This window comes from Rhizobium mongolense subsp. loessense, assembly GCF_900099775.1.
Lineage (GTDB): Bacteria > Pseudomonadota > Alphaproteobacteria > Rhizobiales > Rhizobiaceae > Rhizobium > Rhizobium loessense.
Genome location: NZ_FMTM01000014.1, coordinates 114,802 through 130,887 on the forward strand (window position 1 = coordinate 114,802; position 16,086 = coordinate 130,887).

General features: G+C 58.7%; 10 protein-coding genes and 3 pseudogenes. 5 read left to right on the forward strand and 8 right to left on the reverse strand.

The features are described from left to right. Positions 1-149 precede the first annotated feature (149 nt). Both BLP23_RS29105 and BLP23_RS29110 read left to right on the forward strand, forming a co-directional pair. A pseudogene (locus tag BLP23_RS29105) lies at positions 150-384 on the forward strand (FitA-like ribbon-helix-helix domain-containing protein); the annotation flags it as partial. A 9-nt stretch (positions 385-393) separates the two neighbouring features. Then, positions 394-539, forward strand: a pseudogene (locus BLP23_RS29110) (VapC toxin family PIN domain ribonuclease); the annotation flags it as partial. Between the two features lie 67 nt (positions 540-606). Here BLP23_RS29110 and BLP23_RS29115 read toward each other — a convergent pair. Genes BLP23_RS29115 through BLP23_RS29130 form a run of 4 tightly spaced genes read right to left on the reverse strand, consistent with a single transcriptional unit; the run spans position 607 to position 4,344 of the window. Continuing rightward, positions 607-1,383 (reverse strand): ABC transporter permease, encoded by a 777-nt coding sequence (locus BLP23_RS29115; RefSeq protein WP_092588191.1) that lies wholly within the window; start codon positions 1,381-1,383, stop codon positions 607-609. Beyond that, positions 1,367-2,197, reverse strand: a complete 831-nt coding sequence (locus BLP23_RS29120; RefSeq protein ID WP_092588192.1) for an ABC transporter ATP-binding protein — start codon at positions 2,195-2,197, stop codon at positions 1,367-1,369. Before BLP23_RS29120 ends, BLP23_RS29115 begins: the two co-directional genes overlap by 17 nt. A 15-nt stretch (positions 2,198-2,212) precedes the next feature. After that, on the reverse strand, positions 2,213-3,214 hold the full coding sequence (locus BLP23_RS29125) for an ABC transporter substrate-binding protein (protein ID WP_092588193.1): 1,002 nt from the start codon (positions 3,212-3,214) through the stop codon (positions 2,213-2,215). A gap of 47 nt (positions 3,215-3,261) precedes the next feature. Further along, on the reverse strand, positions 3,262-4,344 hold the full coding sequence (locus BLP23_RS29130) for a 4-oxalomesaconate tautomerase (RefSeq protein ID WP_092588194.1): 1,083 nt from the start codon (positions 4,342-4,344) through the stop codon (positions 3,262-3,264). A 109-nt stretch (positions 4,345-4,453) separates the two neighbouring features. Here BLP23_RS29130 and BLP23_RS29135 point away from each other — a divergent pair, with 109 nt between their 5' ends. Then, positions 4,454-5,356: a LysR family transcriptional regulator gene (locus tag BLP23_RS29135; RefSeq protein WP_092588195.1), complete on the forward strand. Its 903-nt coding sequence runs from the start codon at positions 4,454-4,456 to the stop codon at positions 5,354-5,356. A gap of 703 nt (positions 5,357-6,059) precedes the next feature. Here BLP23_RS29135 and BLP23_RS29140 read toward each other — a convergent pair. The 3 genes and pseudogenes from BLP23_RS29140 to BLP23_RS35405 form a co-directional block, all read right to left on the reverse strand. Further along, positions 6,060-6,359 carry a hypothetical protein gene (locus tag BLP23_RS29140; RefSeq protein ID WP_092588196.1) on the reverse strand — a complete coding sequence of 100 codons (300 nt, stop codon included), beginning with the start codon at positions 6,357-6,359 and terminating at the stop codon, positions 6,060-6,062. A gap of 167 nt (positions 6,360-6,526) precedes the next feature. Beyond that, on the reverse strand, positions 6,527-9,889 hold the full coding sequence (locus BLP23_RS29145; RefSeq protein WP_092588197.1) for an adenylate/guanylate cyclase domain-containing protein: 3,363 nt from the start codon (positions 9,887-9,889) through the stop codon (positions 6,527-6,529). 254 nt (positions 9,890-10,143) lie between these two features. Next, positions 10,144-10,865: pseudogene (locus BLP23_RS35405) on the reverse strand (transposase); the annotation flags it as partial. A gap of 652 nt (positions 10,866-11,517) precedes the next feature. Between BLP23_RS35405 and BLP23_RS29155 the strand changes: the two are divergent. Beyond that, complete coding sequence (locus tag BLP23_RS29155) at positions 11,518-13,344, forward strand: ABC transporter ATP-binding protein/permease (RefSeq protein ID WP_092588214.1); 1,827 nt, start codon at positions 11,518-11,520, stop codon at positions 13,342-13,344. Between the two features lie 490 nt (positions 13,345-13,834). On the opposite strand, the gene BLP23_RS29160 is transcribed toward BLP23_RS29155, so the two are convergent. Then, on the reverse strand, positions 13,835-14,920 hold the full coding sequence (locus tag BLP23_RS29160; RefSeq protein WP_092588198.1) for an AI-2E family transporter: 1,086 nt from the start codon (positions 14,918-14,920) through the stop codon (positions 13,835-13,837). Between the two features lie 244 nt (positions 14,921-15,164). Between BLP23_RS29160 and BLP23_RS29165 the strand changes: the two genes are divergently transcribed. After that, on the forward strand, positions 15,165-16,086 hold a 922-nt coding region (locus BLP23_RS29165), incomplete at its 3' end, for a sensor histidine kinase (protein WP_092588199.1).

A 16,086-nucleotide genomic window follows, 5' to 3' on the forward strand; every position in this document is an offset into this window, starting at 1 on the left:
GTCGAGGATGTGAAAGATCGGAACGCTGTGCGCGGCCAACTGAACGGATGCAATGCTCCACCAGCGGAATTTCAACTTCAACGTGATCGAATTTGATAGGGTCGCACATCTGGCCCTCTCGAAATTGGGTGTATTTCGATATAAAAGTCATCGTTTCTAGAAGGGTGATCACTATTCGCAATCTTTCTCATGAAACGCATCGCGCCCTACGGGTGCGAGCAGCTCACCATGGCCGAAGCACCGGGGCCGAAGTCCGTGACATTGTCGAGGCCATCTGAACGCGTGAAACTCGGCTCCTTACTCGCGGCCATAGGTCGTGACGCTGAGCTTTCCGACCGCGACGTTGAAGCCCTGCAGCAAAATCGCGATAAAGCGCCCGCCGATGACTTTCGAATGATCTTGCTGGATATCAATGTGATATCGGAGCCGTGGAAACCGGTTCCTGACGGGCAGTGATCGGGTGGATGGACGCCGAAGCCATCGAGACACTGTTCCTCCCCGCGATAACAATTGCTGAACTTCGTTTCGGGATCGCTGCCACCAAAAAGAACGGGGTGCCGATGGTGGCACCCCAATCCGAACTCACATGGAAACTGATCCGATTAGTTACGCCGCTCTTTCTTCTGCGGTGTTCGGTCTCCACTTGATGAGCCGGCCTTCCAGAACATCGAGAATTCGGTCGATGATGAGTACGAACATGGCCAGGATGATGATGCCGGCAAACACGCCGACCGCGTCGAAGTTGCCTTCCGCCTGCGCTATCAGATAACCGAGCCCCGCAGAGGAGCCGAGATATTCGCCAATGATGGCGCCGACCACAGCGAAGCCGACTGACGTGCGAAGGGAGGACAAAATCCAGCTGGCCGCCGCCGGAAAATAGACATGCCGCAACAGATCGGAACGTTTGGCCCCGAGGATCCTTGCGTTTGCGAGGACGACCGGATTGACTTCGCGCACGCCCTGCATGGCGTTGAAGAAGGTAATGAAGAAGACAAGCGTTACTGCGAGCGCTACCTTCGACCATAGGCCGAGACCAAGCCAAAGCACGAAAATTGGGGCAAGCACGACGCGCGGAATGGCGTTCAGGCCCTTGATGAAGGGGTCCAAAATCCGTGCCGCACTGCGGCTAAGACCGAGCCATACACCGGCTGCGACGCCAAGGCCCGTGCCGATGATGTAACCGAGCACTGTTTCCGTCAGGGTTATCGAGACGTGCTTGTAAAAGCCCGGGTCAACGATCCAGCTGACGATTTGGTTGAAGATATCCAGCGGGGCTGGAAAGAAGAAGACATCGATGAAGCCGGCGGTCACGCCGAGCTGCCAGCCGCCGAGGATAAAAACCAGCATACCGAGCTGGATAATGCGTTCAGTCACGACGTTCATAGCTTTTCTCCACTTCGCCGCGCAGGGAAGCCCAGATATTGCGATAGAGATCCATAAAGCGTGGATCGAGTTTGATCTCTGCCACATCCCGTGGCCGCTCGAGACCGACTGGGAAACTTTCGATGACCCGCGAACGAGGGCCGGCGGCCAGAATGGCGACGCGGTCTCCCAGCGCGATTGCCTCTTCAAGGTCGTGCGTAATCATGACCACGGCGCGACGTTCTTCCTGCCAAAGGCGCAGCAACTCATTCTGCATGAGGTGCCGCGTGTGGATGTCGAGCGCGGAGAAGGGCTCGTCCATCAGGATCACCTTCGGACCGGCAATGAGGGCTTGCGCCATCTGGACACGTTTGCGCTGGCCACCGGATAGTTGATGCGGATAGCGGTGTTCGAAGCCCTTCAGCCCGACCTTGGCAAGCCAGCTCATCGAACGCTCGCGGCGCTCAGTGGCGCCAACACCTTTGAACATCAGGCCGAGCTCAACATTCTCGATGGATGTCTTCCACGGAAGCAGCGCGTCCTGCTGGAAGAGATAGCCGATGTCGTTCTGGACGCCCTTTACCGGCGTGCCGTCGATCGTCACGGTTCCGCTTGCGGGTTTCAAAAGCCCTGCGATCGCGTTCAAAATGGTGCTCTTTCCGCAACCGGTCGGGCCGACGATGGCGAGAAACTCGCCATCGGCAACCTTTAGGTTGACGTCCTGCACCGCGACATAGGAACCAAACGACATTGTCACGGCGTCGATCGATACCATCGACTTTGCGTTTTGCTGTCCCGTCGGGATAGGCATGGGGTTTACGACAGCCAAAGACATGGCCTCCTCCTAGGATCAGTTGGTGGTCTTATCCGTTACCTTGTCCACGAAAGCGTTCGTGTAGGTTTTGGAAAGATCGATTGTTGCGGCAGCAACCTTTTCGTTGAAGCTCTTCAGAACGGCCAACGGCGTCTGCGTGTCGGTCTCGCTGAATTTGCCGTCCACCGAGAAAATCGGTTTGGCATTCTGGACGGCCTTCACATAGGTATCCCGGTCGCCGGAGATGAATTCTTTCGGCAGTTTTTCGACAATCTCTTCAGCGCTGTGTGTGTTCATCCACGCCAGTGCCTTGACGGTCGCGTTCGTGACCTTCTGGATGGTTTCCGGGTTCTCATCGATATAGGCCTGGGTCGCATAGAGGACGGAGGTCGGATAGATTCCGCCATAGATCTCCTTGGCACCCTCGTCGCTGCGGGCGTCGATCAAAATCTTGCCGACACCCTTGGCCTCGATAAAGGTCGCCGCGGGATCGTAGTTGACCAGAAGATCGACTTTCCCTTGCTCGAGCGCCGCGACTGCGGCCGCGCCGGAACCGACGCCGATCAGCGAGATGTCGTCGGCCGAAAGATTGTTGCGCTGCAGGTAGTAGCGCACGAAGAAGTCGGAAGATGATCCCGGTGCGGTGATGCCGATCTTCGCGCCCTTGATCGTTTCCGGCTTGGTCGGATCGAAGGATGAGTTTTTCCCGCCGGCCAGAACCAGGCCAGAATTGCGCGCAAGCTGGACAAAGCCGACCACCGCCTTGTTCTGCGACTGCATCTGGATCGTATGGTCGTAGAAGCCGACAGCGATATCCGTGGAGCCGGCAACAAGCGCCTGCAGCGTCTTGGAGCCGCCAGAGGCGAAGTTTTCGACGGTCACCTCAAGACCTTCCTTCTCGTAAAGACCGAGGCCAGCTGCGACCGGGAAGGGCAGGTTGTTGAGGTTGTAGGATCCGACGCTGATGCGGACGGGTTCCGCAAAAGCCGAACCGGCCAAAGCGACCGTTGCCGCAAGGGCGAGTATGAGTTTACGCATGTTTATTCCTCCCTGATGCGTGGCGCCCTCCCGGCAACCACTTTCGATTATGCCGCGCAAACCATTTGCACGATAGGTTTTGCAAAGACCCGGCCCTCGAAAAGGCGGCGGGCCGTCCGCAGGATTCCGGCAACTGTCTTGCCGTCGCGGGTATCCAGTTTTACTTCCAAACGACCGCTTGGATGTTCCAGAACGAGGACGACCGGCGGCTTGCGGTCGCCGATCAGTTGCGCAGCGACGGTTCCGTCGCTGATGCAGGCCGTGGCAATTCCAACCGCGCCGGTCGTTGCGAGAGACGGGTGGCACTGGTGCGGCATGAAATAGCGCACGCCGAGATCTCCGCCCTTGTTGGGCCTGGAGATCAACACTGGTTTGGGCGTGACCTGATTGCTAACGTCACCCATACCCATCCGCCGGCCGGCTTCGAGCCTCAGAGTTTCGAGCCGCTGGAGCAATGCACCGTTGGCATTGAGCTCGGCCGTTGGTTCATTGCCAGTGACGCCGAGGGCGGCGGCCTCGAGCAGCATCATCGGCATCGCGCAATCGATGCAAGTGACGTCGATGCCGTCGATGCTGTCGCGCGGGTTGCCGGTGGGAAAAAGCTTGCCGGTGCGTGCCCCGGCCGCGTCCATGAAGGTCAGTGCGATCGGCGCAGCATTGCCGGGCACGCCGTCGATCGAGGCATCTCCCATATAGGCCACGCGGCCATCGGGGGTCGGAACCTCCGCTTCGATGAGTTTGCCGGTATTGACGTTGTGAATGCGCACGCGGGTTACGCCCGTCGCCGCCTTGACTAAGCCGGCCTCGATCGCGAACGGCCCGACGGCCGCCAGCATATTTCCACAGTTAGGTGAGGTATCCACGAACTGTTGATCGATGCGGACCTGGGCGAACAGATAATCCACATCCGCATCGGACACGGTTGCCGGACCGACGATGGCAACCTTGCTGGTGACGGGGTTGCCGCCGCCGATACCGTCAATCTGCAGAGGATGACCAGACCCCATGACCGAAAGCAGAACCTGATCGCGTTGACGCGAATCCGATGGAAGATCGGATGCGAGAAAGAACGGTCCTTTAGAGGTGCCGCCTCGCATCAGAACACAGGGAATGGAAATCAGGTCGTTCATGGTTGTGTCCGCATACTGATGTGATTTACTGATCAATCAGCTTCTTTGTTGCAGTAAGCGGCAAAAAGATTGATATGTGAAATGCGAATATCAGAAGGAATGATGCGTTATGAGCATTAATTGCGAGATACTGGATCTCCGGGCGTTTCTAGCGGTCGTCGAACTGGAAAACTTCCACCGCTCTGCGGAAGCGCTCAATCTGTCACAGCCGGCACTGAGCCGTCGAATTCAGAAGCTGGAGCTGGCAATCGGGGCGCCCTTGCTCGAGCGCACGACGCGTCATGTCTCGACAACCGCCCTTGGCGCGGAGCTGATCCCGTTGGTAAGGCGAATGCTTGAGGAGTTCGACACGTCGCTGTTTGCGGTGCGCGACGTCGGGTCACAGCGCAGCGGTCTTGTGACGATCGCGTGCCTGCCGACCGCTGCTTTCTATTTCTTGCCGACCGTCATCAAGCAATTCAGCGCCGAGTATCCGAATATCCGGTTTCGCATTCTCGATCTGCCGGCCACCGACGGTCTGCAGGCAGTCGCCCGTGGGGAAGTAGAGTTCGGCATCAATATCATGGGCTTTTCAGATCCCGACCTCATCTTTGACAGGCTCATCGAAGATCCATTCGTGCTGGCGGCACGCAAGGATCATCCGCTGGCAGCGAAGAGCGAACTCGAATGGGACGATCTGGCGCCCTATCAACTGATCACAGTTCACCGGTCCAGCGGCAACCGTACGCTTCTTGACGCCGCGTTGGCGAAATCGAACCTGAAACTGCGTTGGTCCTATGAAGTCACACATCTTTCGACATCGCTTGGTTTGGTGGAAGCCGGGCTTGGAATTTCGGTTCTGCCAAAACTCGCTACACCACAGGAAGAGCACCCGTTCCTCGTCACGAGACCTATTCGCAATCCTCAAATCTCACGAACGATCGGCATTGTGCGTCGTCGCGGTGGGACGCTTTCGCCCGCGGCCGAGCGCTTCATGACAATGTTGATTGGGACGTGGGCCGAAGGAAACTGAGCAACTGAAAAGCCACCGGGATGGTAACCCGACTACTTTTCAGTCAAATGTTCTCTTTCTCCGCTACAAGAAAGCCTCGAAGAAACCGTTCGCTATGAAGCGCCGACGGCCTCGTATGGGTATGCCGTTTCGGCCGGCTTTTGCACATGGATAGACGAAGACACGTCCCTCTGCCGAAGAGCATCTGTCACCGAACGAAGCTTGGCGCCGAAAATCCACTGAAGAAACGGCTGGTCCGGAATTTGCCGTGCGGGTTCTACGCATGTCGCGGAATCCCGACATAGATTTTTCGGCTGTCCGCGGGTCATAGTCGAGCGAGGCAAGCAGACTGCGCGATTAAGCAACCAGCTTCGTCTCGACAGAGCGACCGGCGCGCGACGTGCTCATCTTAGCTAGCCGATGCCAACGGCGTCCTCCCGCGTATGTCCTGTTAATATAGTCCTGTAGAACGACCGAAACCCTGCCGACAGTGAGTTTCATGCCGACGTCGCTCTTGCCGGTCATGGAGCCATTCCGGCCATGCTGTTCCAGAGCTTGTGTAGGGCTTGTCAGGGCTTCATTCCGGTGAATCACTTCGCAGTTCCATAAGGGTGCTTGTGCCGCAGCGGATATTCCGCTGTGCTGAATATTTCAATGTTTCAATCGCTTAGGGAATCTGGGCGCGTGTCGATGGTTCGATTCCCATCAAGGCGAGTAATGATTGTTACGTGCCAGCTTTGGTACGTGCCGTTGGACCAATCGCAGGAATCGTTGTTTGCGAGCCCCCGCAACCAGTGATAATTTGCAAATTTTTGCGCGCCCGGAGGATCATGCGGCGGATGAGAATCTCGGCATGGTTGGCGTCATAGCTCTTTTTGACGCTGGCATACAATATGACACCCCATGCGCATTTGCGGATCAGCAGTTGGCCCGCCCGGCGCTGGCCGCGGTCGCAGAGGGCCGGCCAAGTACGGGTGATGGAAGATACCGGTTTTAGCCTTGCGAGCGGTTCTTGAAGCGTCAAGTTTTGTTCGTTTCCGGGTCTACGATCTCGCAGTGATGCGTCAGCCAGTCGAGAAGGGCGGTGGTCAACGTCATGCTTCTGTAGTGCCGACTCTCGCACCGCGTGCCGAAGCCCTACTCGCCGATCTAGGCATTCCTTCAACGTGGCGTTAAAACAGCGCTTCGTGTTCAGGTGCTCAATTTACCTCCGCAGCTCTCAAGGACCGCTTGGGCGTCCTGAAGATCGTGCGTCCCGTGGCCCTCCGAGAAACAGCCTAGGAGCGGCATGAGCAACTCGCAAACCTGCGTCCTAAGACCCTGTGCTCGCCAAAGCCGGGCCAAACTCACCGCCGAGCGCAGTTCCCACATCTTGGCATCCTGCATGCGGGCGACGTCAAGGGCACGGCGAAAGCATGCCTCGATTTCGGCAGGATCGCGCTCCGAGCGCGATGATATGAGTTCGCCCTTGAGCCGATGCAACTCCGCCTCGCACCAGCGGTTACGAGTGCGCGCGACAATGGTAATCGCCTCGGCAACCAAGGTGTCGCCCTCAGCAAAACGATCGACCTTGCCATAGGCTTTCGCGAGTAAGCCCATCGCCCAAGGCTCGGTCATTCGTGACCCGATCGCCTGCATGCCGGCCAGCCCTTCTCGCAACCGCTCGATGCCTGTCGTGACTTGGCCCCGCTCGGCCAGTGCCCACCCCTGCAGGAAGACCCCCTGGGTTCGCCAGAATGGAAATCCGTGTTCGGCCGCGAAGGCTGACGCCAACTCCGCCGCCTCTTGCGCCTTCGCGACGTCCCGTCGATGCACGTGCAGAATCGCCGCCCATGTTAGGACATAGGCGCGGCTGAACAAATGTCCGAGCTTCGCAGTAATGGCCAGCGCCTCGTCCATCAGCTCCAGCGCCCGGTCGTCGTAGCCGAGATACCACAGCGCCATGGCGCCGCGGCACAGGCAGATCGGTCCTCCATCCTGTCCATAAAGCGCCAGATGCGCCTGGTGCTGGGCGATGTCGTACTGGTTGATCCCGCGTTCGAGGTGCTGCCATGCCGAGGCGAATTCGCCAAGCCAGGAGCAGGTGATGCCCAGCGCGTAGGACGCTTCCACCATGAGCACGGGATCCGAGGCTTGCTGCGCCAACGCCAAGAGCCGTTCGCCAAGGCCCCGCGCCGCGGAAAGCTCAGACCGCACTGCATGGTTGATGGTGAGGCCGAGAAGCACCGGGAACAGCCTGGGCGTATCTTGGACCCGCTCCGTCAGGTTGCGAGCACGGTTGTAGACACGCTCGACCTCCGGGTGGCCATAGCCCTTCGCAGCGGTAAGCACTTGCCCCAGAGTGGTCAACAATGTCAGCTCATGCTCGAGGCGCTCCGGGCTCTCGGGCATCTGAGTGAGCAGATCGAGGCCCTTGGCCAAGTGGCCGGCGGCCTCGGCATTCGCCGCCCGGTCATTGGCGTGCTCGCCGGCACGGTGCCAGAACATGACCGCTTGCGGTAGCTGTCCGGCCTCCGTGAGATGATACGCTAAGACCTCCGGCTCGGCGGCCACGACGTGTGGAGCTCGCTCTTCGATGACCTGGGCAATACGACGATGGAGCTCCCGGCGACGGCTCTTGAGGAGGGACTGATATGCGGTATCGCGAACAAGCGCGTGCTTGAAGCTGTAGATCGCTTTAGGGGGACTTCCGCGCCGAAAAACCAGCTCAGTACCAACCAGTTGATCGAGTCCCTGCTGCAGCTCAGGCTCATCGAGCACGCCCAACGCTGCAATCAACTCATAGGAGAACTCGCGCCCAATGCAGGCGCCGATCTGGGCGACCACCTTGGCCCCGCCGAGGCGGTCGAGGCGGGCCATGAGCGAGTCGTGGAGCGTTCCCGGGATCGCCAGCGGCGGTATAGGTGCAGGCAGTCCAAATTGATCGCCGGCCACTCCCAATAGGCTAGATTCGAGCATGGCTTTCGCCAACTCCTCAAGGTACAGCGGCACGCCATCGGTGTTGGCCACGATGTAATCGAGCACTCCGAGAGGCAAGAGCTTTCCACCGGTCATCCGTTCGACCAGCAATTGAGCTTGCACCCGGTCGAGACGATTCAAGACCACCTTTGTTACGTGCGGGTAACTACGCCAAGGCGGCACGAACTCGGGCCTGTAGGTAATGACCAGCAGCACCGAGAGCTGCTGGATGCGGTCCACGAACAAGCCGAACAGCTCAAGGCTGCTCGCGTCCAGCCAGTGCGCATCCTCAAGTATCATGAGCACCGGCTGCTCCGCAGCCAGTCTGGCAAGCTCGGCGACGAGCACTTCGAAGGTGAGATTCTTGCGCTGCTGGGGCGCAAGATTCAGTCTTGGATAGCGGCTGCTGCTTGGGATTCCGAGAAGCTCTGCCAGCAATGGGATAGCTTCGCTCACCTCACCCACCTGTTCCGCGAGCAGTGCCTGGAGCTTGGCGAGCTTGACGGCCGATGAATCACCGCGTTCAAAGCCCGCTGCCTGTTCGAGCTGGGCAATTACCGGACGAAGCGCGCTGTTGATGTGGTAGGGTGAGGCGAAGTAACGGCGCAACAGATGCGGCTCCCTGAAGATGCGCTCGCGAAGTGCCAGCGCAAGACGCGACTTGCCGATTCCGGCCTCGCCCTCGAGCAGGACGACCTGACCTTCGGTGGCCTTGGCCAGAGTCCAGCGATCAACCAGCAGTGCGAGCTCCTGATCTCGGCCGACCAACGGTAGCACAGTCGCGTGACCGGCCTCGAAGCGGTCCTCGCTCCGCACTTCGCCGAGCACCCGAAAGGCCTCAACCGCCTCTGCAAATCCCTTGATCGGCCGCACCCCGAGGCTTTCTAGCTTGAACTGGCCCCGCAGCAGCGCGCGCGTCGCTTCCGCAATGACGACTGTGCCGGGCTCGGCCAGCGCCTGCAGGCGGGCCGCTAGGTTCGGCGTCTCACCCACCACGCTACGTTCCTCGGCCTCACCGGCGCCAATGATGTCACCCACCACAACCAGGCCAGTGGCAATTCCGATGCGAACTGCTAAGCGTTCGCCTGCCGCATCCAGCCGGTCGACTGCCTCAACAACCGCTAGGCCGGCCCTCACGGCCCGCTCGGCTTCCTCCTCGTGAGCCTGAGGATAGCCGAAGTATACGAGGACGCCGTCGCCCATATACTTGGCAACGAAGCCGTCGTACCGGCCGACGATCTGGGTGGCGCAAGAATGGTACGCGACGATCGACTGCCGGAGGTCTTCTGGATCGAGACGTGTGGAGAGTGCTGTCGATCCAACGAGATCGCAGAACATTACCGTAAGCTGTCGCCGTTCCGCCTCGCTGTGGATCGGGGACACCGAGGGGTGCGGTGTCGCCGCAGGAGGCGACTGGTGAGCTAGGGCCGCGGCCGCCCTGAGAAACCGCTTGCGGTCACCAAGGGACAGTCCGAGCTCCTTCAGGTCGACATCGGTGAGATCGTCGACGACATCGAGATCGATGCCATTTTCCAAGAAGGTTTGGCGATACCGCTCAAGCCTAATGCTGGCAAGCCAATCTCCGATGTCGGGCATGACCTAGCATCCATCTGACATGGTCGAATACGGTTGTTCTGATGCACTGTCCCACAGGTTCAGGACATTCAGCTTACACCTATGACCCTGCTCAGTCCTCGTCATTTCAGTCGCACGAGCTGCACGACCACCACCAAGGTTCATCAAGTCTCATCCGGGTTCACGATTTGTCCGGTGAAGCTAAATTCCGGAGCGGGATTGAAAAGCATCAGAAATGCTCTCCAGAGATCGCCTAATCTGTGCCGACAGGCACTTTATTGGGCTCTTCCCCACTTTGTGTGGAGATCTATCACTTTCATCGGCATCATCCGCGCTCTGAGAAGCTCTGGGCCTGCTCCGCCATACATTACGCGCTTAATCGTCTTCAGTCGGTTGATCTGACCTTCTGCCTGACCATTGCTCCAGGGCAGGTCGATGTCGTTACAGACGGCGTTCACGGCGCAGGACGCGAGCAAAACGGGCCAAGGAGGCGAGCCCGGACTGAATGGCATCATCGATCTATTCGTCGAGTTTCGTCGAAGTTCGACTACGAAACATACCGCGAAATCGCTTGGAAAAACTGCGCAAAACAGCAAACGTTGGTGATCCCTGTTTGAGGGCATCGACTTTCCGTGCCTGATTTATTGCCGAGCCGGTACCGCATCATCCGGCCTCTCGGCTCGGCGCCAGTTCCCAGGAGGCGTTCGAGATTGAAGAAGCTGCCGCCCCGGTGCTTGATGTCGTGAAACAAGTGCCGCCCACGGCGGTTACCATCCTTCCAACACTGGGTGAGAAAAGCCTCGAAGTATAGAGGAGATGTCGGCTGCAGCGCGCCCCTGCGTCGATCGGGTGGCGTCGCGAAAGTCAGCCATTTCGCGATGCTGCGTCGGCCATACCCTGTGCGACGTGCAATTTCCGAGCCCGACAGACCTTGTTTGCTCAAGGCGTGTACTGTCTCGAAAACATCCTTCCGGGACTGTCGATGTGCCCGGCGAAGCTGATTGCGCCTCGGCGTTTCAAGGAGTTGGTCATCCGAGATTCGATCGGGATGATCAATCTCGATTTCCACGTCGGGCAACAATGCTCTGCCTGTAGCGCGGCCGGAGAGGCTCATCTGTTCCTCACTTGCGAGACGCAGATTTTGCATGAGATGAAAGCGTTCATTGCCTTGGGTCGGCAGGTCCTGAAGACTGCGGTAGGACCAGCCGTGCCGACTTCTGCTTTGATGCCGGCAATCTGGGCATATGGCAGACGCTGGCCCGCACGCAGACACAACTTATTTGCATTCATCGCTGGATACGACGCTCTGCACTTTAATGCCCGGACCGGGCGACCATTTCGATTTCGTTCGCATGCCAGCCATATCGGCGTCATTGCTAACGGTCTGTTAACCACACGATGTGAGGAAGACCCCGATTAAATGCCAAACGACATCGTTGATCAACAGTCTATCCTCGTTGCTCCACCTCAAAGCTCAGCACTCGCCTGAGGCTATCCTAATTTGACAACCCCGATACTTGCCCCCAATTCTGCTTGCATCGGTCTGGAAAGTTGAACTCGCGATGCGGAATGATGTTCACCGAAAAGGTGCATTGATCAAGTGGATGCTCGGCCGTGAAACGCGGCGCCACACAAGCCCTGTTTCCTCGATGCGCAGCTTCTGGGGCCTGATGAGCGCCTATTGGCTTTCGCAAAGCTGGCGGGAGGCTTGGGGACTGACACTTGCTATTCTGGTCCTCACGGCATTGTCCGCCAAGGCCAGCGTCTGGTTCGCCGTCACCTCGGGCGAACTGGTCAACCGGATAGCCTACTTCCACCATCCAACAACGCCTACCACGCCCACAGCGCTGCTGACCACTGCGGCGACGCTAGCCGCGATCGCGATCATGAGGGACGCAGGTTTCACAGCAGTCCGCCATTTCTTTTCGACCACGCTCCACCGCAAGTGGCGTGAGTGGCTCGACCGATGCTTCAACGAAGCACTGCTCGATTCCAACCATACGCATTTCCATCTACAGCAAATCGGATCCGACCCGGCCGGATCCGCTATTTTCGCTCCGGACAATGTCGACCAACGCATCCAGGAATCGATCAAAGGCATGACCGGGGGTGCTATCGGACTCGCGATGGGCATCGCAGGCGTCGTGCTGTCCCTTGGCTTCGTGGGTAGCAAGCTCGTTGAGACGTCGAGCGAGGTCAGAGGGCTCGAGTTCCTGGGCCGTTATGGAAGCGCGTGTCTGGCTTTCGCGGCGATTGCGATTTATGTGCCGCTAAACACCTTCATCGCAGCGAAGCTGGGCGGGATTCTCCAGCGTCTGTCCGTGCGTATGCAATGGGCGGAAGGCAGCTACCGCACCGAATTGAACACACTCCTGCACCGTAGTTTCCATGTTGCGGTCCTCCATGGCGAAAGAGCCCAGAAAGCCGTCAACAAGCGCCGGTACATCGACATTGACCAAACCTGGGCCAGCCAGAACCGCGTTACTGCCGGTTACATGGGATTCGAGCTGGTCCACAATTTCATCGGTTCGCGGATTGTCGCTTACGCACCCGGCCTACTCCCCTACGTGGACAACAAGATCAGCCTGCAGCACTATGTCACTGGTGCCGAACTCGCGACTGCACTCATCAATGAATGCTCGTGGTTCATTCACGTCATGCCCGACATTGCGACGCTCAGGGCGAATGCTCGCCGAATAACCGATCTCGCAGAAGCGATCGAAAGCGTTCAACGGCCGCAGGAGTTTTACGCGCGCACCGGCCCCTACGAATTCCAATACACCAAGCAGGACCCTGCGCTCGGCCTCACTGTTCAGCAGATCGAACTCCTGCATGCAGGCGTCGATCTTCCTTTTCTGGCTGCCGACGAGCTGCACTTCCTGCCAGGCGAGTGGACTTTGGTTGTTGGCGGCTCAGGTAGCGGCAAGACTTCGCTTCTCAAGGCGATAAACGGCCTTTGGGCGCACGGCCGCGGCGCGATCATGACGCCAAGGCATGTGAGAAGCCTCTATGCCGCTCAGGACGTCAGGCTCCAGGCAGTGTCCTTGAAAGATCTTGTCTGCCTTCCGGACTCGGTCGACGAGCACCCGGACACGAGTGTCGCGGCGGCGTTGCACAAGGCGGGGCTCGGCGAGTTCATCGAAGAACTCTCAAGGGATGGCCGGGACGGCCAGAGCTGGGATCAGCTTCTGTCCGGAGGCCAGAAGCAGAAGCTCGTCCTTGCCAGAATCCTTCTGCTGCGGCCGGGACTTCTGTTCCTTGACGAGGCAACGAGCGCACTCGATACCCAGGCGGTGCATGCCTTCCTCCACGCAATTAAGGATCATTGTCGAGAGGCGACAGTTATCGCCGTCATGCATGACGTTTCGCCCATACAATCAGCGAGCGGCGTCGATTTCTTCGATAGCGTGCTCACCATCGAGAAAGGCGTGGCGAAAAAAATTGCCATCGCAGCATGGCGTCTGATGGGGAAGTGAAGGCGGTTGGCCCGGTCTTATCGACACCAATCAGGATCTTCTGCTTGACGGCATGCTTGGGGAGCCCATCTGGTTCAATCACCACATGGACACGCTCCAGATGGGGTGGGAAGCCCTTGCGGCGTAAAGCGAGCGACTGAAAGGAACATTGCCAGCGTCGCGCACCAGCGACAAAGGGCTATCCGGACCTTTGCAGAACTCGACGGGATGGCTTGCCAGAAACACTTTCACACCCGACCGGACATGTGGTTCGCACCGCGCGGATCACCCGAACAAGATGAGGCTTGTCGACCTCAGCTCCGGCGCGGATCACCCCATCGCCAATGACGATGTCGATGAGCGATGGCCACGTTCGCGCCTCGTGCGAAACAACACCGCAACGGGCCGCCCTATTCCGGAGCCACCGCCAGCAATGAGTTCCTGCTATCCTGGCGCTTTCTTGGACCCGAGACAGAGGTGAGGTGTCGGTTAAACTCTCATCGAAATTCGCTCAGTCGGAGGCGGAAGGCGGGGTGGGATGGCTGCGTTCCTCGACTTCGGCCATGGTCCACTCACGGAAGAGGCTGTAGGCGACCGCCAGCAGCGTTGGTCCAAGAAAGATGCCGATGAAACCAAAGGCGATGACACCGCCCAGGAGCCCGAAAAGGCCGAGCAACACGGGCAGGTTGTTGGTCTTGCCGAGGAGGTAGGGTCTGATGACGTTGTCGACGCTGCTGACGAGGAGCAAGCCCCACGTTGCCACGAAGATGCTCCACCAAATGGCTCCCTGGACAAGGAACCATAGCGCCACCGACCCCCATACAAGCGGTGGGCCGACCGGCACAAACGACAGGACGAACGTGAGGAAACCAAGCAGCAGCGCCTGAGGTACACCGGCGATCCAGAAACCAATACCGGCTAAGAGGGCCTGGGCGAGTGCCGTGCCGATCAAGCCGTAAATGACGCCCTTGACAGTCGCGCCCACGACCACAAGCAGCTCTCGAGCCCGAGGCCCGGCGAATCTTTCGCCGACTGCGCGCACGTGGGCCGCCATCCGCCGGCCGTGAAGGAAGAAGAAAAAGGCGATGAATACGCTCAGCCCTAGTTCGAGGAGCCCGGCGCCGAGCACCGCCCCGCTGGCTACTGCCAAGTTTGTGGCGGGGCCGATCAGCTTCTTGAGTTCAATGGTGAACGCGGGCGCATTGTGGGCCAAGCTCTCCCAATAGGCAGCCAGGTTCTCGCCGATTACCGGGAGTCCTGCAACCCAGCGCGGCGGCGTGGGAGGGCCTTGCTCGAGAATCTGGTTCATCGCCACGAGCAGGTTGCCTACGCTGTCCGTCAATGTCGGCACCATTACGGCGAACGGTGCGACCAGAACGAGGGCGACCAGCAACGTCATCATGGCGGCGGCCACGCTTTTATTGCCACCGACTGCCCGCTCGCACCTCCTGTAGACCGGCCATGTCGAGAAACAGATCACCGCTGCCCATAGGATGGCTGAGAGGAATGGCTGAAGCACGAGAGCGCAGCCGAACGCAAGGAGAAGAAGGGCGCCGACCCCCAGAATTTGTTCGATTGGCTTGCCGAGAGGTATCATGCCCAATCTTTCCCGTTGCTTCCGGCCAGATTATCAGCGAACGACGCAGTATGCAGCCAGCGGAGATGTCGGCGTGTTGGGCCTCACCGGGACAATCCGCGCGACAATTCTGGCGACAATCCCAGAAGCGCCGACCCGATATGGCATCTCGTCCAGAGCTTAGCTAAGCGGCGACATTTAGCGGGGAGGAGTATACTATGCGTTGAAAATCGAACCCTCATTGCGAACAAGTGATCCGCAGCCCATGATCGATTTTCAAAATATTGAAGACGCGCAGACGTTGGCGCAAGCAATTGTGAATAGCATTCCAGAGCCCTTTATTGTGCTCGACGACCAGTTTCGTGTGCTGGCTGCCAGCCGTTCTTTTCATGAGACGTTCAAGTTCGATCCCGAACATACAAGAGGGCGTCTGCTTTACGCCCTCGGTGGCGGTCAATGGGATATTCCCGCCTTGCGCGTTGTACTTGAGACCATCATTCCCGAACATGCCTCGATGGAGGGCTTTGAGGTTGCGCATGATTTTCCCGATCTCGGCCGCCGGATCATGCTGCTCAACGCCCGACAGGTCACCTACGGAGATAGCTCCCGCTCGACGATCCTCCTGGCATTCACCGACATCACGGAGCGCCGCAAGATCGAGTGGGAAAAGGAAGAGCTCCTTAAGCAAACAGAGCAGCTGTTACACCAGAAGGAAATCCTGCTGCAGGAAATGCAGCACCGCGTTGCCAATAGTCTCCAGATCATCGCCAGCATATTACTGTTGAAAGCGCGGGCGGTCACGTCCGAGGAAACACGGCGCGACTTGCGGGATGCCCACCAGCGCGTAATGTCGGTCGCCGAGGTGCAAAGGCACCTCCACGTATCTGGCATCGACCAGATCGAGGTCGGATCCTACCTGACGAAGCTTTGCGAAAGCCTGGCATCATCGATGATCGGCGAAAGCCAGCCCATTACGATCAACGTGATAGCGGACGAAGGAAGGATCGGGTCCGACAAGGCCGTCGGCCTCGGCCTGATCGTCACCGAGCTCGTGATCAACGCGATAAAATACGCCTTCCCTGTCGCCAAGGCGGACGCCGTGATCCTCGTTACCTATGAGATCAGGGGGCCGGATTGGAAGCTGATCGTTTCCGACAGTGGCATAGGAAAGCAAGTCGATAGTGCAG

Coding starts and splice junctions, on each gene's coding strand:
- BLP23_RS29115 (WP_092588191.1), bottom strand. CDS start 1,383: ATGAACGTCGTGACTGAACGCATTATCCAGCTCGGTATGCTGGTTTTT.
- BLP23_RS29120 (WP_092588192.1), bottom strand. CDS start 2,197: ATGTCTTTGGCTGTCGTAAACCCCATGCCTATCCCGACGGGACAGCAA.
- BLP23_RS29125 (WP_092588193.1), bottom strand. CDS start 3,214: ATGCGTAAACTCATACTCGCCCTTGCGGCAACGGTCGCTTTGGCCGGT.
- BLP23_RS29130 (WP_092588194.1), bottom strand. CDS start 4,344: ATGAACGACCTGATTTCCATTCCCTGTGTTCTGATGCGAGGCGGCACC.
- BLP23_RS29135 (WP_092588195.1), top strand. CDS start 4,454: ATGAGCATTAATTGCGAGATACTGGATCTCCGGGCGTTTCTAGCGGTC.
- BLP23_RS29145 (WP_092588197.1), bottom strand. CDS start 9,889: ATGCCCGACATCGGAGATTGGCTTGCCAGCATTAGGCTTGAGCGGTAT.
- BLP23_RS29155 (WP_092588214.1), top strand. CDS start 11,518: ATGCGCAGCTTCTGGGGCCTGATGAGCGCCTATTGGCTTTCGCAAAGC.
- BLP23_RS29160 (WP_092588198.1), bottom strand. CDS start 14,920: ATGATACCTCTCGGCAAGCCAATCGAACAAATTCTGGGGGTCGGCGCC.